This is a genomic window from Mycobacterium asiaticum (assembly GCF_001668675.1).
GTDB classification, from domain to species: domain Bacteria; phylum Actinomycetota; class Actinomycetes; order Mycobacteriales; family Mycobacteriaceae; genus Mycobacterium; species Mycobacterium asiaticum_D.
On the sequence record NZ_LZKQ01000063.1, the window covers coordinates 1 to 16,288 of the forward strand.

General features: G+C 66.8%; 14 protein-coding genes. 4 read left to right on the forward strand and 10 right to left on the reverse strand.

All coding sequences use genetic code 11. The features are described from left to right. Nucleotides 1-968: NAD-dependent epimerase/dehydratase family protein (locus A9X01_RS05900; protein ID WP_081282235.1), on the reverse strand; the 968-nt coding region annotated here is incomplete at its 3' end. 277 nt (nucleotides 969-1,245) lie between these two features. Here A9X01_RS05900 and A9X01_RS05905 point away from each other — a divergent pair. Next, complete coding sequence (locus A9X01_RS05905) at nucleotides 1,246-1,425, forward strand: hypothetical protein (RefSeq protein ID WP_065037844.1); 180 nt, start codon at nucleotides 1,246-1,248, stop codon at nucleotides 1,423-1,425. Nucleotides 1,426-1,515: 90 nt separating this feature from the next. Beyond that, nucleotides 1,516-2,472, forward strand: a complete 957-nt coding sequence (locus A9X01_RS05910; RefSeq protein ID WP_065119862.1) for a metallophosphoesterase — start codon at nucleotides 1,516-1,518, stop codon at nucleotides 2,470-2,472. A 3-nt stretch (nucleotides 2,473-2,475) separates the two neighbouring features. On the opposite strand, the gene coaD is transcribed toward A9X01_RS05910, so the two are convergent. The 6 genes from coaD to A9X01_RS05940 all read right to left on the reverse strand — a co-directional run bounded on the left by coaD (nucleotide 2,476) and on the right by A9X01_RS05940 (nucleotide 9,762). Further along, a complete protein-coding gene (gene coaD / locus A9X01_RS05915) occupies nucleotides 2,476-2,955 on the reverse strand; it encodes a pantetheine-phosphate adenylyltransferase (protein ID WP_065119863.1) in 480 nt (159 codons plus the stop codon). Nucleotides 2,956-3,032: 77 nt separating this feature from the next. Then, nucleotides 3,033-3,587, reverse strand: a complete 555-nt coding sequence (rsmD, locus tag A9X01_RS05920) for a 16S rRNA (guanine(966)-N(2))-methyltransferase RsmD (RefSeq protein ID WP_065119864.1) — start codon at nucleotides 3,585-3,587, stop codon at nucleotides 3,033-3,035. Between the two features lie 193 nt (nucleotides 3,588-3,780). Next, nucleotides 3,781-7,173, reverse strand: a complete 3,393-nt coding sequence (locus tag A9X01_RS05925; protein WP_065119865.1) for a pyruvate carboxylase — start codon at nucleotides 7,171-7,173, stop codon at nucleotides 3,781-3,783. A gap of 9 nt (nucleotides 7,174-7,182) precedes the next feature. Then, entirely contained in the window at nucleotides 7,183-7,800 is a 618-nt protein-coding gene (locus A9X01_RS05930) for a vitamin K epoxide reductase family protein (protein WP_065119866.1), read from the reverse strand. 4 nt (nucleotides 7,801-7,804) lie between these two features. Further along, a complete protein-coding gene (locus A9X01_RS05935; protein ID WP_065119867.1) occupies nucleotides 7,805-8,560 on the reverse strand; it encodes a DsbA family protein in 756 nt (251 codons plus the stop codon). Nucleotides 8,561-8,640: 80 nt separating this feature from the next. Then, a complete protein-coding gene (locus A9X01_RS05940; RefSeq protein ID WP_065119868.1) occupies nucleotides 8,641-9,762 on the reverse strand; it encodes an alpha/beta hydrolase in 1,122 nt (373 codons plus the stop codon). Here A9X01_RS05940 and A9X01_RS05945 point away from each other — a divergent pair. Both A9X01_RS05945 and A9X01_RS05950 read left to right on the forward strand, forming a co-directional pair. Beyond that, the gene (locus A9X01_RS05945) at nucleotides 9,761-10,603 is read left to right on the forward strand and encodes an aldo/keto reductase (RefSeq protein ID WP_065119869.1); all 843 of its coding nucleotides are present in this window, start codon (nucleotides 9,761-9,763) and stop codon (nucleotides 10,601-10,603) included. The two genes, A9X01_RS05940 and A9X01_RS05945, sit on opposite strands and share 2 nt — an antisense overlap. A gap of 11 nt (nucleotides 10,604-10,614) precedes the next feature. Continuing rightward, nucleotides 10,615-11,454 (forward strand): aldo/keto reductase, encoded by an 840-nt coding sequence (locus A9X01_RS05950; RefSeq protein ID WP_065119870.1) that lies wholly within the window; start codon nucleotides 10,615-10,617, stop codon nucleotides 11,452-11,454. Between the two features lie 18 nt (nucleotides 11,455-11,472). Here A9X01_RS05950 and A9X01_RS05955 read toward each other — a convergent pair whose 3' ends face one another. The 3 genes from A9X01_RS05955 to A9X01_RS05965 are packed head-to-tail and all read right to left on the reverse strand — an operon-like array spanning nucleotide 11,473 to nucleotide 16,111. Then, complete coding sequence (locus tag A9X01_RS05955) at nucleotides 11,473-12,186, reverse strand: HNH endonuclease family protein (RefSeq protein WP_065119871.1); 714 nt, start codon at nucleotides 12,184-12,186, stop codon at nucleotides 11,473-11,475. Continuing rightward, nucleotides 12,183-14,408, reverse strand: coding sequence for an ATP-dependent DNA helicase RecG (gene recG / locus A9X01_RS05960; RefSeq protein WP_065119872.1), 2,226 nt, complete (start codon nucleotides 14,406-14,408; stop codon nucleotides 12,183-12,185). The genes A9X01_RS05955 and recG overlap by 4 nt, the downstream gene beginning before the upstream one ends. Then, nucleotides 14,408-16,111: a DAK2 domain-containing protein gene (locus tag A9X01_RS05965; RefSeq protein ID WP_065119922.1), complete on the reverse strand. Its 1,704-nt coding sequence runs from the start codon at nucleotides 16,109-16,111 to the stop codon at nucleotides 14,408-14,410. The genes recG and A9X01_RS05965 overlap by 1 nt, the downstream gene beginning before the upstream one ends. Nucleotides 16,112-16,288 lie beyond the last annotated feature (177 nt).

A 16,288-nucleotide genomic window follows, 5' to 3' on the forward strand; every position in this document is an offset into this window, starting at 1 on the left:
TACGCCCCGTGGCGTTTGACGAGCTGATGAGCGATTGGCGCGATAAGTTTTCTCGGAGTGCGCTTCCAGCCGGCCCGTGCGGACATCTCGGCCAGCATGTCCGGCCACGGATGTTGCTGAAAATTCAGCAACCTCTGCTCGCGGGCAACGTCCATCCAGTCATTGGGGAACCAGCCGTCGTCGCTGTCCGGGTCGCCGGGCCGGCCCTGCGGCAGCAAGCCGACCATGCCTTGAGTTGCCGCCATCGCCGATCCAATCCCGCCCTGCCGCAACCGATGTGTGTCATCGCCGGCAATCAGCAGGATCTGCCCGACCACGTCTCTATCCGCGCAGGCGGCGAAAGCCACTGCGACATCGCGGGTATCGACGCAGTGCACCCGCCCGTCGGTCGGCAACGCGCTGCCGAAATACACGATGTCGGGGGTGAAGGGCATGGCCAACGGGTCGACGCTGAGCACCCCTCCCAGTCGCAACACCACCCAAGCCAGGCTTGACGACCGGACCAGTAGTTCGGCTTCGAGTTTGTGGCCTCCGTAGAGCTCGCACGGCCGCAGCGGTGTGTCCACATCGAGTAGATCAGCGTGGTGGTAAGGGTTACGCGCGCCGTAAAGCGCGACGCTGGAGGCATGCAGGAACCGGGGCGGAGTTGGCTGGCTTTCGGCGGCCCGCACCAGGGCGGCGGTGGCGTCGACGTTTGCCTTGCGAGCGAATCGCGCGTAGCGGTATGCCAGCGGCGGGATGACCGCGGCCAGGTGAACGATCACATCGGGTGACACCTCGGTTACCAGGCGATCGACGCAGTCAGGATCGGTCAGATCGGTCCACCGAGTTTCCACCCCGCGCGGTAGCGCCGCGTCGGCCCGGCGGTGAGCGGTGGCCACCACCCGCCAGCCGTCCCGGGCGAACCGCCGCACGGTATCGCATCCGACCAAACCGAAAGCGCCGGTAATCAGCACGGTTCCAGACATGGCGTCCCCGATCCCGTAGAACATCGTTGTTCTTGAAAAAACGGTAACTCTTTTATCGGGCAACGTCTCGGCCTTTGCGCGAGCAGACACAGAATCGCACGCAAACTACTCGATTCGTGCGATTCTGCGTCTGCTCGCCCACCAGTGGGTAGCTCGCCCGCTAGTGGGTGACTCGCCAAGGATCTCAGAAGGTTTCGTCAAGCCGCGGCCGTCATTGTTTCTGCAACGGCAACCGCCGCCCAACAAATCGCAACGACGCGCAAGAGAGGTACCAAATATGTTCACCACCCGCATCCGTGCCCTCGCCGGTATGTCACTGCTGGCTTCCGCGATCGGCCTGGCCGCCTTCGGGGCCGGCACCGCCAACGCCGCTCCGAACCACCTGCCCGAGTACGGCACATACACCTGCTACGACTACGCGACGCAGACCTTCTACACCTGCTTCGACCCCAACTAGTCCGTGCAGCACGAACGGACCTGGTCCCCCGCCGGACCGGGTCCGTTTTCGTGGGCAAGACGTGTCAGACCGAGGTGCGAAGATCGAGTCATGCAGGGCTACGACATCATCGGCGACGTCCACGGTTGCGCCTCGCAGCTGGAGAGGCTGCTCGCTGAACTCGGCTATCGGGTCCGCGAGGGTGCCTACCTGCATCCCGAACGACAGGCGATCTTCGTGGGCGATCTGGTCGACCGAGGCAGCGAACAACTCCGCGTTCTCCAGCTCGTCAAGCCGATGGTGGACAACGGTAACGCCCAGATTGTCATGGGCAACCACGAATTCAACGCGATCTGCTATGCCACCCGGAACCCGGCGAACACCGGTCGCTACTTGCGTAGGCGCACCAAGAAAAACACGCACCAGCATCAGGCGTTTCTCAAGCAGCTCACGCTAAAACAGCGCACCGAGTACATCCGATGGTTCGCGACGCTTCCCCTGTGGCTGGACCTCGGCGACATTCGGGTTGTGCACGCCTGCTGGCACACGGAATCAATGGAATATGTTGCGAAACAATTAGGTTCGAATCGTTTCAGCGCCCTGGATCAGTTCGCGAGAGCTTCGACGAAGGGCGACCCGCTCTACACGACCGTTGAAATCCTGCTCAAGGGACCGGAGATCAGTTTGACCGCCCACGAGCAGCCTGCCTACCGGGACAAGGACGGGCACCCACGTGCCAACGCCAGGATCCGGTGGTGGGATGACCGTGCGACGACGCTGCGTGAAATTGCCGAGATCGCAGGCAATTACACAACCGAGGACGGCAAGCCCTACCCCACGCTGCCCGACATCGAGGTCGATGCGAAGGAACTGTCCTTCGTATACACCGACACCGTTCCGGTCTTCTTCGGCCACTATTGGCGGCGAGGCAAGCCGCAGCGGGCACGCGATTGGACCGCCCACTGTGCCTGCGTGGACTTCAGTGTGGCCAAGGGCGGCGAGATAACCGCCTACCGATGGTCGGGCGAAAACACCATCAACCCGGGACACTACGTCCAGCTGGCCTAGTGGCTACCGCTCAGCGATCCGTTCCCGCAATCGACGGTTCACCGGTTCGGGTAATAGCTCAGTCACGTCACCGCCGAGCATCGCGACCTCCTTGGCCAATGACGACGACACGAACGAATAGCGCGGAGCGGTCGCAACGAAGAAGGTGTCCACACCGGCCACATGCTTGTTCATCTGCGCCATCTGCAGCTCGTACTCGAAGTCGGTGCCGGTGCGCAGACCCTTGACGATGGCGTTCATCCCACAAGATCGGACGAAATCGACCACCAGACCCTGTCCTGACTTCACTTTAAGGTTGGGCAAATGCGTCGTCGACTCCTCGATCATCGCGATTCGCTCGTCGAGGTCGAACATGCCCCTCTTGGCGGGGTTCACCAGGATGGCCACCACCACCTCGTCGAATTGCGCGGCAGCGCGCTCGAACACGTCGATGTGGCCCAGGGTGACGGGGTCGAACGACCCGGGACAAACCGCGCCGCTCATAAGCCGCGCCCGCGACGATGCAGAACGAAATGATGAGGAGGAGCGGCGACCATGGGTAAAAACGCTAGCACCGACACTCAGTCGTGTTCGGCCAGCTCCAGACGGGTGTCGCCGTACACCCGCTCGGGCCAAACCGACCAGTCGCCTGGCCAGGTCAGCCACGGGCTCCCCGCACCGCGCTCCACCACCGCAACAGTTCCCACCCGGGCCCAACCGTGCGCACTCAACGCGACCAGGACGGCGTTGATCTCAGCACTGTCGACGTCGTAGGGCGGGTCGGCCAGCACCAGGTCCACCGGCGCCGCCGTCCCGCCCGCCAGCACCGCCGAAACCGTGCCTTTGCGCACCGTGGCGCCGGGCAGAGCCACGGCCGCGATATTGCGGGTGATGACCGCCGCGCTGCGGGGGTCGGATTCGACGAACAGTGCCGATGCGGCCCCGCGGGACAGCGCCTCCAACCCGAGCGCACCCGAACCGGCATACAGATCGAGCACGGCCAAGCCCGTGAAATCCAGCCGCGCCGTCAGAATGTTGAACAGCGACTCGCGTACCCGATCGGTGGTAGGTCTGGTCCCCTTCGGCGGGACCGCGAGACGCCGGCCTCCGGCCACCCCACCGATGATGCGCGTCAAAGTGCGCCGCTCCCCATCGCTTCGCTCTGCATCGTCACCGGCGCGTCCAAATTGCGCCGTTCCTCCCCATCGCTTCGCTCTGCATCGTCACCGGCGCGTCCAAATTGCGCCGTTCCTCCTCATCGCTTCGCTCTGCATCGTCACCGGCGCGTCCAAATTGCGCCGTTCCTCCTCATCGCTTCGCTCTGCATCGTCACCGGCGCGAGCTCAACACCACCAGCAGGTCCCCACCCTCCACCTGAGCGGTGCTCGATACCGCCACCCGCTCAACGGCGCCGTCGCTGGGCGCGGTGATCGGCGCTTCCATCTTCATCGCCTCGATGGTGGCGATCGTGTCCCCGGCGCTCACCTCATCGCCCTCGGACACGCTCACCGTCACCACCCCGGCAAAGGGCGCCGCGACGTGCCCGGGATTGCCCCGGTCGGCCTTCTCCGCGGCCGGCACCGCACTGGCGATGCTGCGATCGCGCACCAGCACCGGCCGCAACTGCCCATTGATGATGCACATCACCGTGCGCATCCCGCGTTCGTCCGGCTCTGAAATGGCCTCGAGGCCGATCAACAGTTCGACGCCGCGCTCCAGCTTGACCCGGTGCTCTTCGCCCTGCCGCAACCCGTAGAAGAACTGGTTGGCCGACAGCTGCGAGGTGTCACCGTAGGTTTCCCGATGCTCCTCGAATTCCTTTGTGGGCCCGGGGAACAGCAACCTGTTCAGCACCGCCTGCCGTTTGGACCCGGGGGCCGACAACGCGTCCTCATCGTCCGAGCTGAGCTCCGGATCCGGCTTGGCCGGAGCACGACCCTCCAGCGCGGCCGACCGCAGCGGCTCCGGCCATCCCCCCGCCGGATCACCCAGATCGCCGCGGAGGAAACTCAACACCGATTCCGGGATGTCCAACCGCGCCGGCTCGGCGGCGAATTCGTCGGCGCTCACCTGCGCACCCACCAATGCCAGCGCGAGGTCGCCCACCACCTTCGACGACGGCGTGACCTTGATCAGCCGGCCAAGCACCCGGTCGGCACCGGCGTACGCCTCTTCGATCTCCTCGAACCGGTCCCCCAGCCCCAGCGCGATCGCCTGCTGCCGCAGGTTCGACAACTGCCCGCCCGGGATCTCGTGGTGGTACACCCGCCCGGTCGGACCGGGCAGCCCGGATTCGAACGGCGCGTACACCTTTCGCAATGCTTCCCAGAACGGCTCCAGCGCGCACACCGCCGCCAGGGACAAGCCGGTGTCGTACGGGGTGTGCGCGGCCGCGGCCACGATTGAGCTCAGCGCGGGCTGGCTCGTGGTGCCCGCCATCGGCGCCGAGGCGCCGTCTACCGCATCGGCCCCGGCCTGCCACGCGGCCACGTAGCTACCCAACTGCCCACCCGGGGTGTCGTGAGTGTGCACGTGCACCGGCAGGTCGAAGCGGCTCCGCAGCGCGCTCACCAGCGTGTGGGCGGCCGGCGCCCGGAGCAGTCCCGCCATGTCCTTGATCGCCAGCACATGTGCACCGGCGTCGACGATTCCCTCGGCCAGCCGGAGGTAATAGTCCAGGGTGTACAGCTGCTCCGCGGGATCCGACAGGTCACCGGTGTAACACATCGCGACTTCGGCTATGGCAGAACCGGTTTCGCGCACCGCATCGATGGCAGGCCGCATCGAGTCGAGATTGTTCAGCGCGTCGAAGATGCGGAAGATATCGATGCCGGTGGCCGTCGCCTCCTCGATGAACGACGAGGTGACGATCTCCGGATAAGGCGTGTAACCCACCGTGTTTCGCCCCCGCAGCAACATCTGCAGACAGATGTTGGGGATAGCCTCCCGCAGCGCGGCCAGCCGCTCCCACGGATCCTCCTTGAGGAACCGCAGCGCCACGTCATAGGTTGCGCCGCCCCAACATTCGACCGACAACAGTTCCGGCATGGTCCGAGCGAGATACGGTGCCACCATCATCAATCCGCTGGTCCGCACCCGGGTGGCCAGCAGCGACTGGTGCGCGTCGCGGAAGGTGGTGTCGGTGAGCCCCACCGCCGGTGACTCCCGCAGCCAGCGCGCGAAACCCTCCGGGCCCAACTGAACCAACCGTTGCTTGGAGCCGGACGGCGGTGCCGCCTCCCGGTCGACCTCGGGCAGCTTGTCCTGGGGGTACACCGTTGACGGCCGCGCACCGTGCGGCTGATTGACGGTGACATCGGCCAGGTAGTTCAGGATCTTGGTACCGCGGTCCGCCGAGGTGCGCGCGGTCAGCAACTGGGGCCGGTCGTCGATGAACGAGGTGGTGATGCGGCCGGCCTGGAAGTCCGGGTCGTCCAGAACCGCTTGCAGGAACGAGATATTCGTCGACACGCCGCGAATCCGGAACTCCGCCATCGCCCGCCGGGCCCGGCTTACCGCCGTCGGGAAATCCCGGCCCCGGCAGGTCAGCTTGACCAGCATCGAGTCGAAATGCGCGGAGATCTCGGCACCCAGGTTCGTGCTGCCGTCCAACCGGATGCCCGCGCCGCCGGGCGTGCGCAGCGCGCTGATCCGCCCGGTGTCCGGCCGGAATCCGTTGGCCGGATCCTCGGTGGTGATGCGGCATTGCAGCGCGGCGCCGTGCGGGCGGACGGCGTCCTGCGTCAGGCCCAGGTTGTCCAGCGTCTCCCCCGAGGCGATCCGCAACTGGCTGGACACCAGGTCGACGTCGGTGATCTCCTCGGTGACGGTGTGCTCCACCTGAATCCGCGGGTTCATCTCGATGAAGACGTAGTCGCCGTTCTCGTCCAGCAGGAACTCGACCGTGCCGGCGCAGCTGTAGCCGATGTGGCGCGCGAAAGCCACTGCGTCCGAACAGATCCGCTCACGGAGCTCCGCGGGCAGGTTCGGGGCGGGCGCCAGTTCGATCACCTTCTGATGACGCCGCTGCACACTGCAGTCCCGCTCAAAGAGATGAATCACGTTGCCGTGGTTGTCGGCCAGGATCTGCACCTCGATGTGCCGCGGTCGCAGCACGGCCTGTTCCAGATACACCGTCGGGTCGCCGAACGCGGACTCGGCCTCGCGGCTGGCCGCCTCGATCGCTTCGGGCAGCGCGGTGCTGTCGGTGACCCGACGCATGCCGCGCCCACCGCCGCCGGCGACCGCCTTGACGAACAACGGGAATCGCATGTCTTCGGATGCCGCCACCAGGTCGTCCACCGAAGCCGAGGGCGCCGACGACTCGAGCACCGGCAGTCCCGCTTCGCGCGCCGCGGCGACTGCCCGGGACTTGTTGCCGGTCAGCTGAAGCACATCGGCGCCGGGCCCGACGAAGGTGATACCCGCGGCCGCGCACGCCGCCGCCAATTGCGGGTTCTCCGAGAGGAATCCGTAGCCGGGATAGACGGCATCCGCACCACAGCGGCGCGCCGTTTCGACGATCTCGTCGACGGACAGGTATGCCCGCACCGGATGCCCGACTTCACCGATCTGATAGGACTCGTCGGCCTTGGTCCGGTGCAGCGAGTTGCGGTCCTCGTGGGAGTACACCGCGACGGTGCCGACGCCCAGCTCGTAGGCGGCACGGAACGCCCGGATGGCGATTTCGCCGCGGTTGGCCACCAGCACTTTGGAGATCACGGCCGACCCCTAACTTAGAAGTGTCGACCAATAATTCCAGAAGCGGGCCATGATCAGCAGGAACACCGCGGCGAACCAGAACGTGACGAGCGACCACCGCCACAGGAACAGCAGCCGCACCGCGGTTCGATCCCCGATCACCGGCCGCACCAGAACGGACAACACCACCACCAACAGCGTGATGGTGACGGCCCACACCACCATGCAATACGGGCACAGGGCCCCGATGCGGTACAGGCTCTGGTAGATCAGCCAGTGCACGAAGACCGTACCGAGCAGCACGCCGACGGCCAGCCCTATCCAATACCACCGGGGCAGCGGCACTTTCGTGACGGTCAGCACGCCGGTGACCACCACCACGGTGAACCCGGCGATGCCGAGCAGCGGGTTGGGAAAGCCGAACAGCGACGCCTGCGGCGTCACCATCACCGAACCGCACGAAACGATCGGGTTGATGTTGCACGACGGAACGTAGGACGGGTTACGCAGCAGCTCGATCTTCTCGACCGTCAGCGTGATGGAGGAAAGCAGTCCGATCGCGCCGGCGATCAGCACCCACCACGCGCTGCGGGCCGGCACCCAGAGGTCGGTTTCGGGGTCCGTTTCGGGGCCAGGATCAGCCGACACGCGGTCAGCTCTTCGCGGTAGCCGCGGCGTCGTCCATCCCGGGAAGATTGCCGACGATGTCCCGGATCTTGGCGACCAGCGCGTCCGGTGTGGACCATTCGTATTCCTGGCCGTTGATCTTGACCGTCGGGGTCGCGCGGATGTTGTTGGCACCCGCGAGACCGGTGACCTTCGAGATGTACTTACCGCTGTTGATGCAGTCGGGCACCGTCCCGGCTGCGCCGGCCTGACGCGCGAGTTCGATCAGCCGGGCGTTGTCGGGGAATTTCGTTCCCGTCTCCGACGGCTGGATGCCTTCGCTGTACAGCGCCGAATGGAAGCGGCGGAACGCTTCGATGGACTCGTCGGCGACACAGTAGGCGGCCGCGGCGGCGCGCGAGGAGTAGTTGTCCGTGCGCGGGCTGTCCAAGATGGTCACCATGGAGTAGTCGGCTTCGATCGCGCCGATGTCGATGAGCTTGGAGACGGTCGGACCGAAACCGCGCTCGAAGTTGCCGCACGCCGGGCACAGGAAGTCCTCGTAGAACGACACCAGGGCCTTGGGCTTGCCGCCGTCGGTAACCAGCTTGCTCGACGACACCCGGACCGCACCCTCTTGGCCGCCGACGGCCTTCTTGTGGTTCGAGTTGACGATGTAGAACACCAGCACGGCCGCAAAGATCACGATCACCGCGGTGCCGCCGATCTGAATGAGCCGGCCGAACTTGCTGTCGCCGGACTGCAGGTCGAGTCGCGCTGGGCGCTTGGGTTTGTCGGCCACAGTGATCCTCACGTGTGTTGGCTGTACCCCGGTCGGGGTTCAGGCGCCTCTAGAGTACCGACGGCACTGGTGAAGGCCGGTCAGCACCGGCTCAGGTGCGCCCGCAGCGCCGAGATCAGCTCCTTCGTACCGGCGGCGCTGCCGCCGCCGAGCTGGAACAGGTTCGCGAAGCCGTGCGTCAGCGAGCCCAGGTAGCGCAGGTCGACCGCGGTGCCGGCGGCCCGCAACGCGGTCGCGTAGTCCTGTCCCTCGTCACGCAGCGGGTCGAACCCGGCGACCGCGATCAGGGCGGGCGCCAGCCCGGCCAACGACTCGGCCAGCGCGGGCGACGCCTTCGGATCGGTGCGGTCGATCTCTGATTTGCGCAGGTACTGCGCGGTGAACCAGTCGATATCGCGCTTGGTCAGCAGGAACCCGCGCGCGAACAGGCTCAGCGACCTGGTCTGCGCGGTGAAGTCGGTGCGCGGGTAGAGCAGCCACTGCAGCACCGGCGCCGGACCACCGCTGTCCCGGGCCAGTTGGCTCACGACGGCCGCCAGGTTGCCGCCCGCACTGTCCCCGCCGACGGCGACCCGCCCGGGCGCCGCGCCGAGTTCGGCGGCGTGCTGGCTGGCCCACGTGAAGGCGGCATAGGCGTCCTCGATCGCGGCCGGTGCCGGGTATTCCGGCGCCAACCGGTAATCGACGGACAGGACGTGGATGCCCGCGTCGCGGCTGGTCAGGCGGCACAGCGCGTCGTGGGTGTCCAAGTCGCCGATCACCCAGCCGCCGCCGTGGTAGAAGACCAGCAACGGCGCACCGTCGGCGCCCTCGGTCGGCCGGTAGTGCCGTGCCCGCAGGTCTCCCGCCGGTCCGGGCAGCGACAGCTCGCTCACCTCGACGTGGATCTGCGGACCCGGCATGTCCACCATGTTCTGGTGCATCAGGTCGCGGGAGGTGCCGGGATCGTCGTCGACCACCAAACCGTCAATGCCGACGGCACGCAGACCGGTCAGCATCAGTTGCAGCGTCGGGTCGAGGGTGTTGCCATCGATGATCACCGAACGGCCCCGGGTCAGCAGCCGCTTGGCGGCCGGCGGAATCAGCGGAATGACTTTCACGCCAGCACCTGTGACGGTGTTCTGGACGCGAGTCATCCACCCGATCGGTGCGCGCGTCGCTCCGGATTGGAGTTCCGCCGCGCCTGGCAGACTTTTCGTCATGGGCCGCTCCCTTGAAAAAACCCTCGTCACGCTAAACGACGGCAATTCGATTCCCGTCATCGGCCTCGGCGTCTTCAAGATCGAACCGACGGATACCGAGCAGGCGGTCAGTGCCGCGCTGCGCGCCGGCTATCGGCATATTGACACCGCGGCGGCCTACCGAAACGAACGGGAGACCGGGCGCGCACTCGCCAACTCCGACGTGCCCCGCGACCAACTCTACGTCGTGACCAAACTGGCGAATCCGGACCAGGGCTACGACAGCACGCTGCGGGCGTTCGACGCCAGCCTGGAGCGCCTCGGGCTGGACTATCTCGACTTGTATCTGATTCATTGGCCGCAGCCGCAGCTGAACAAATTCGTGGACACCTTCAAGGCGTTTGCCAGCCTGCGCGATCAGGGCCGGATCAAATCCGTCGGAGTCAGCAATTTCGAACCCGAGCACCTGATGGTTCTGATCGACGCGACCGGAATCGTACCGACGGTCAATCAGATCGAGTTGCACCCGCGGCTTACGCAGCCGGAACTGCGAGAAGTGCACGCCCGCCTGGGCATTGCCACCGAAGCGTGGTCTCCACTTGGGCGCGGATCGCTGCTTAGCCAGCCGGCCGTGACAACCGTCGCCGAAGATCACGGCCGGACACCAGCGCAGGTGTTGATCAGATGGCATATCCAACTCGGTAATATCGTGATTCCCAAGTCGGTGAACCCCGCGCGGATTGCGAGCAACTTCGACGTGTTCGGCTTCGAACTCAGTGCCGGTGAAATGGCGTCGATCTCCTCGCTGAACGACGGAACGCGGCTTGGCCCTGATCCGAGAACTTTTCACTTCAACAGGTAGGTGAGACCAACGTGACTGGCGAGTCGGGCGCCACACCGTCCATAGCCCTCAATGACGAGAACACGATTCCGGTTTTAGGGCTGGGCGTAGCCGATTTATCGGACGACGAGACCGAACGGGCGGTGTCGGCCGCGCTGCAGGCCGGTTGCCGGCTCATCGATACCGCGGCCGCTTACGGCAACGAGGCCGCGGTGGGACGTGCGATCGCGGCGTCCGGAATTCCACGCGCGGAACTGTTCGTCACAACCAAACTGGCCACCGAGGACCACGGTTTCGCCGCGTCCCAGGATGCCTGCAAGGCCAGCCTCGAGCGGCTCGGCCTGGATTACGTCGACCTGTACCTGGTCCATTGGCCGGCCCCGGCGGTGGGCAAGTACGTGGATTCCTTCGGGGGCTTGATCCAGTGCCGCGGTGACGGACTAGCCCGGTCCATCGGTGTCTCCAACTTCACCGATGAGTACCTGTCGATCGTGATCGACCTGACCTTCGTCACCCCCGCGGTCAACCAGATCGAGCTGCATCCGCTGCTGAACCAGGACGAGCTGCGCAAGGCGAACGCCCAGCACGAGGTCGTCACCCAGTCCTACACGCCATTGGCCCTGGGCAAGCTGAACGACAACCCGACGGTGACCTCGATAGCCGGGGAATACGGCAAGACGCCGGCGCAGGTGCTGTTGCGGTGGAACGTCCAGCTGGGCAATGCCGTGGTGTTCCGCTCGGCCCAGCCCGAGCACATCGCCGGCAACCTGGACATCTTCGACTTCGAATTGGCTTCGGAGCACGTGGATGCGCTCAACGGGCTCGATGACGGGACCCGGCTTCGGCCGGACCCGGAGACCTACAACGCCTAGCTGTTTTCGCCGAGCGGGTCAGCCCTGCGGGCAGGTGCCGGCGGCCTGGCGAAGCACATCGGCGGAGGCCTGGTCGAGCGGGAGCGCGTAGCCGCGCATCACGGCGATGAACTGCATCGCGTACTGGCACGCGAATGCCCCGTTGGGTGGCATCCACTGCGCCGGTGGAGAATCGCCCTTGTCCTGGTTGGCCTTCCCCTGTACGGCCAGCAGGTTGCCGGGGTCGTTGGCAAACTTCACCCGCAGCCGGGCCGGCCAGCTCGCCGCGGCCATGTCCCACGCGTAGGCCAGCGGCACGATGTGGTCGATCTGCACGGCTTCGCCGACCTTGGCGCCGCGCTGGAAGGCGATGACCGCGTTCGTGTAGGGGTCGTGCAGGGTGCCCGTCGCCACCGCGGTAGGGCACCGCTTGGTGAAGACGAAGGCGACGTCGACGAGATCCCGGGCCAGGATGTCGTCGCGGGTGTCACAACCGTTGTGTCCCAACGGCGCATCGTTGTTGTCGTCCCAGGCCTCGCCGAACGCTGACCTGCGGTAGTCGAAGCGATGGTTGCGTCGCGGCACCACCGCGACACCCGCAAGCACGTCGACCCCGGGCTGCACGGTCGGGATGTCCGCCCGGGCGGCGAACTCGTCGGCGTGCCTGGTCACCGTCGAGCCGACGGTCTGGTAGGCGACCACCAGGGCCAGCGCCGCCAAGGCGGCCAGCCACCACAGCCGCTTGCGGCTCACGACTTGTCCAAGTATTCGACGCGATCGTCTGTGACGAAATACGCTGCCAGGGAATCCAATCCGCGGTCTCCCGGACTTTCGGCGTGCGCGCGGACACAGAATTCCCGGGCCGCCTCGATGTAGGCGAGGTGCTTGGCCAGCGACAGCAGCCGCAAGGTGATCGGCCTGCCGGACTGGTTGCGGCCCAACACATCTCCTTCCTTTCGCTCCCCCAGGTCGAGGTCGGCGAGGGCGAATCCGTCCATCGTCGCCGCCACCGCGTTCAGTCTCCGACTGGCCGGTGAGTCCGGCGACACCCAGCTCACCAGCAGACACAGGCTGGCATGTTCGCCCCGCCCGATCCGTCCGCGCAGTTGGTGCAGCTGGCTGATGCCGAACCGGTCGGCGTCCATGATCAGCATCACGGTGGCGTTGGGGACATCGACACCGACCTCGATGACCGTGGTGCACACCAGCACATCGACCTGGCCCGCCCGGAAGGCCGCCATCGCGGCATCCTTCTCGTCGGTCGACAACCGTCCGTGCATCAGCGCCAGCCGCAGCCCGGCCAGTTCCCCGTCGCGTAACCGCTTGAAAAGTCCCTCGGCGGTGGCTGACGGCCTGGGGCCGCCTTCTTCGCCGACGTTGTCGTTCTCATCGATGCGGGGTGCCACCACGTAGACCTGCCGACCCGTGGCGACTTCCTCGTGGATGCGTTGCCAAGCGCGTTCGAGCCAGGCCGGTTTGTCCCCGGCATAAATCACCTGGGTGTTGATCGGCTGCCGCCCGCGCGGAAGTTCGCGCAGCGTCAGCGTTTCCAGATCGCCGTAGTAGGTGAGGGCGACGGTGCGCGGAATGGGCGTCGCGGTCATCACCAGCAGGTGCGGCGTGGTCCCGGCACGGGCCTTGGCGCGCAAGCGATCTCGCTGCTCGACGCCGAACCGGTGTTGCTCGTCGACAACCACCATGCCCAGGTTTTGGAATTCCACGGCGTCCTGCAGCAGCGCGTGGGTTCCGACCACGATGCCCGCCTGCCCGCTGCCGATCTGCGCGCGCACCTGCTTCTTCTGCGCCGCGGACATCGACCCGGTAAGCAACGCCACGCTGGTCGCGTTGTCGGACCCGCCCAGCTGGCCGGCCATCGCCAACGGCCCCAACACATCGGTGATCGAGCGCATGTGTTGTGCGGCAAGCACTTCGGTGGGTGCCAGCAGCGCGCACTGATAGCCCGCGTCGACCAGCTGCAGCATGGCCAGCACCGCGACGATGGTCTTGCCCGAGCCCACCTCACCCTGCAGCAGGCGGTTCAGCGGACGAGTCATGGCCAACCCGTCGGACAGCACATCGAGCACTTCACGCTGACCCGCCGTGAGCTCGAACGGCAACCGGCGCAACAGCTCAGCCGCCAGACCATCGGGCCGCGGCGGGGCCGGTGGCCCGGACTCGGACAGCTCGCCGTGCCTGCGGCACACCAGCGCCCACTGCAATCCGACAGCTTCGTCGAAGGTGAGGCGCTCGCGCGCACGCTCGCGCTCGGCGGGCTCCTCGGCGAGGTGAATGTCGCGCAGTGCCTTGTCCTCGGAAATGAGGCCGTGCTCGGCGCGCAGGTCCTCAGGCAGCGGATCCTCGACCGGATCCAGCATGCCGATGACCTGCCGCACGCAGCGGTAAATTTCCCAACTCTGCAGTCTGGTGCTGGCCGGATAGATCGGGTAGAACCGGCGCTCAAACTCCGACATCGCGACTTCGCCGCTGACCGCCTCCGACGCGTCGGCGATGTTGCGCAGCGAACTGGTGCCGCGGTTCTTGCCGGGCTTGTCCATCAGCAAGAACGCCGGGTGGGTCAGCTGCATGGCGCCCTTGTAGTAACCGACCTCGCCGGACAGCATCACCTTGGTGTGCTCGGTGAGGTCCCGCTTGAGGTAATCCGCGTTGAAGAAGGTGGCGGTCACCTTGCCGCGGCCGCGGCCGAGCGTGATGCGCAGCCATTGCCTCGACTTGCCTTTCGGACCCTTCTGCCGCATCCACCCGGTCGTGGTGGCGGTAATCACGTCGACGATCGTGATGTGCTCGCCCGCTTCCGGCCGCTGGTCCTCGGCGCCCAGCCGCGAAGCGCCTTCGACATAGCTGCGGGGGTAATGCCGGAGTAGTTCGCCGGCGGTGCGGATGCCGAACTCCTCCTCGAGGAGTTTGATCGTCTTGTCGGTCAACAGGTAGTCGAGCCGATCGTCGAGTGTCGCCACTACTCCACCCCGATCAGCAGCACGTCACCGCGGTGGCCGGTGCGATAGACCATCAGTTCGCTGCCCGGATGGCGATCGTGCATGTGGCCTTCCAGGACGGTCTGGATGGCTTCGGCATCGTCGCCGTCCAGCGCGGCGCCTTCCAGCACCGTCACCAGATCGCCGCCGGAAGCCAACAGCAGGTCGAGCAGGCCGATCGCCGCCGCGGCCGCGTCCTCGGCCACGATCAGCACCTCGTCGCCGGCGATGCCCAGCCCGTCGCCCGGCTTGCAGGTGCCCGCCCAGGTCAACGCGGTCTCGGTGGCGATCCGCACCGATCCGTGCCGGGCGCCGCCCGCGGCGCGGGCCATTGTGTAGCCGTCGTCGACGGCTTGGCGACCGGGATCGTGCACGGCCAGCGCGGCCAGCCCCTGGACCATCGACGCAGTAGGCACCGGGACCACGTCGACTCCCCAGCCGATCGCCGCGGTGCAACCAGCGACCAGCTCCTCGGCTGCGACATACCCGTTGGGCAGCACCATCACCTGGGCGGCCCCGGTGTCCACGACGGCGCGCACCAGTTGATGGGCACTGATGCCCACGGCCGCTTCCGGGTCCTGCTCCGGTTCCGGCCGCAGCACGAAGGCGCCTTCGCCGGCGAACAGCTCGTCGGCGCCGTCACCGTCGACCACGGCCAGCACCGCGCGGTCGCGGGTCCAGCTGCCGGCGGGCAGGCCGGAGATGCCGGCGCTCAGCGCCGAAACCACGATCCGGCTGGGCCGTCCGGCGGCCAGGCCCGCCTCGATCGCCGCACCCGCGTCGTCGGTGTGCACGTGGACCGAGTAGCTCTGCTCGGGGGCAGCGGCGATCGCCACCGAATCCCCCAGCTCGCCGAGCCGCTCCCGCAGCGTGTCGGCGGCCTCGGCAGCGCACTCGGCCAGCAGATACATCACCTCGAACTGCGGTGCAGGCCGCCGGGTAGCGGCGTCGACCTGCTGTGACGCCGGCGACGGCTCGTAGACCGGCCGCACGGGCGCATGGCCGGTGATCGTCGATCGCAGCGCATCGAGCAGGACCAGTAGCCCGCGGCCCCCGGCGTCCACCACGCCGGCGTCGGCGAGCACGTCGAGCTGCTCGGGGGTCCGTTCCAGGGCGACCACCGCCGCGTCGCCGGCGTCGATGACAGCGCGGGCCAGCGTCTCGCCTGCGGCAGCGCACTGCTCGACGGCCATCGCGGCCGCTCGCAGCACCGAGACGATGGTCCCCGGCACCTCCTCGCCGCCCATGGACGCGACGATCAGGTCGAGACCGCGCCACAGGGCGGACCCGAAGGTCGCGGCGTCGATCACGGTCAGCTGGCCGCCGGATTCGGCGACCACGTTCCCGGTGACGTCGGCGATGCCGAGCAGGATCTGCGACAGGATCACTCCGGAATTCCCGCGGGCACCCTTGACGGCCCCCGCCGAGAGCGCCGCGGCGACACCGGCGACGTCGGCAACGCCCGCGCCGTCGCCCGAATCGGCTTCGGCGAGCGCCGCACGCATGGTGAACAGCATGTTCGCCCCGGTGTCTGCGTCGGCGACCGGGAACACGTTCAGCCGGTTGATCTCGTCGATGTGCGTGATCAGGTCGCTGACCACCGTGTGCGCCCAGTCCCGCAGGGCCAGGCCGTCCAGCGGACGATCCGACGTACTCAACCCGACCCCACCTCCTCTGCCGCTCATGGGGTCCCGATTGCGCGCCAGCGTATCCTCGGTCCGCACCGGCACACGAGCCTAGCGACCGGGTGCGACAGTGCAGGTGATCGCGCAGCTCGGCGCGGTGCCGTTTTGGTGGTTGACGACCACAGTCGGTATCCTGGTACGGCCTGGGCTAGCCTGGGCTATTCCGGCTCGTTCGGC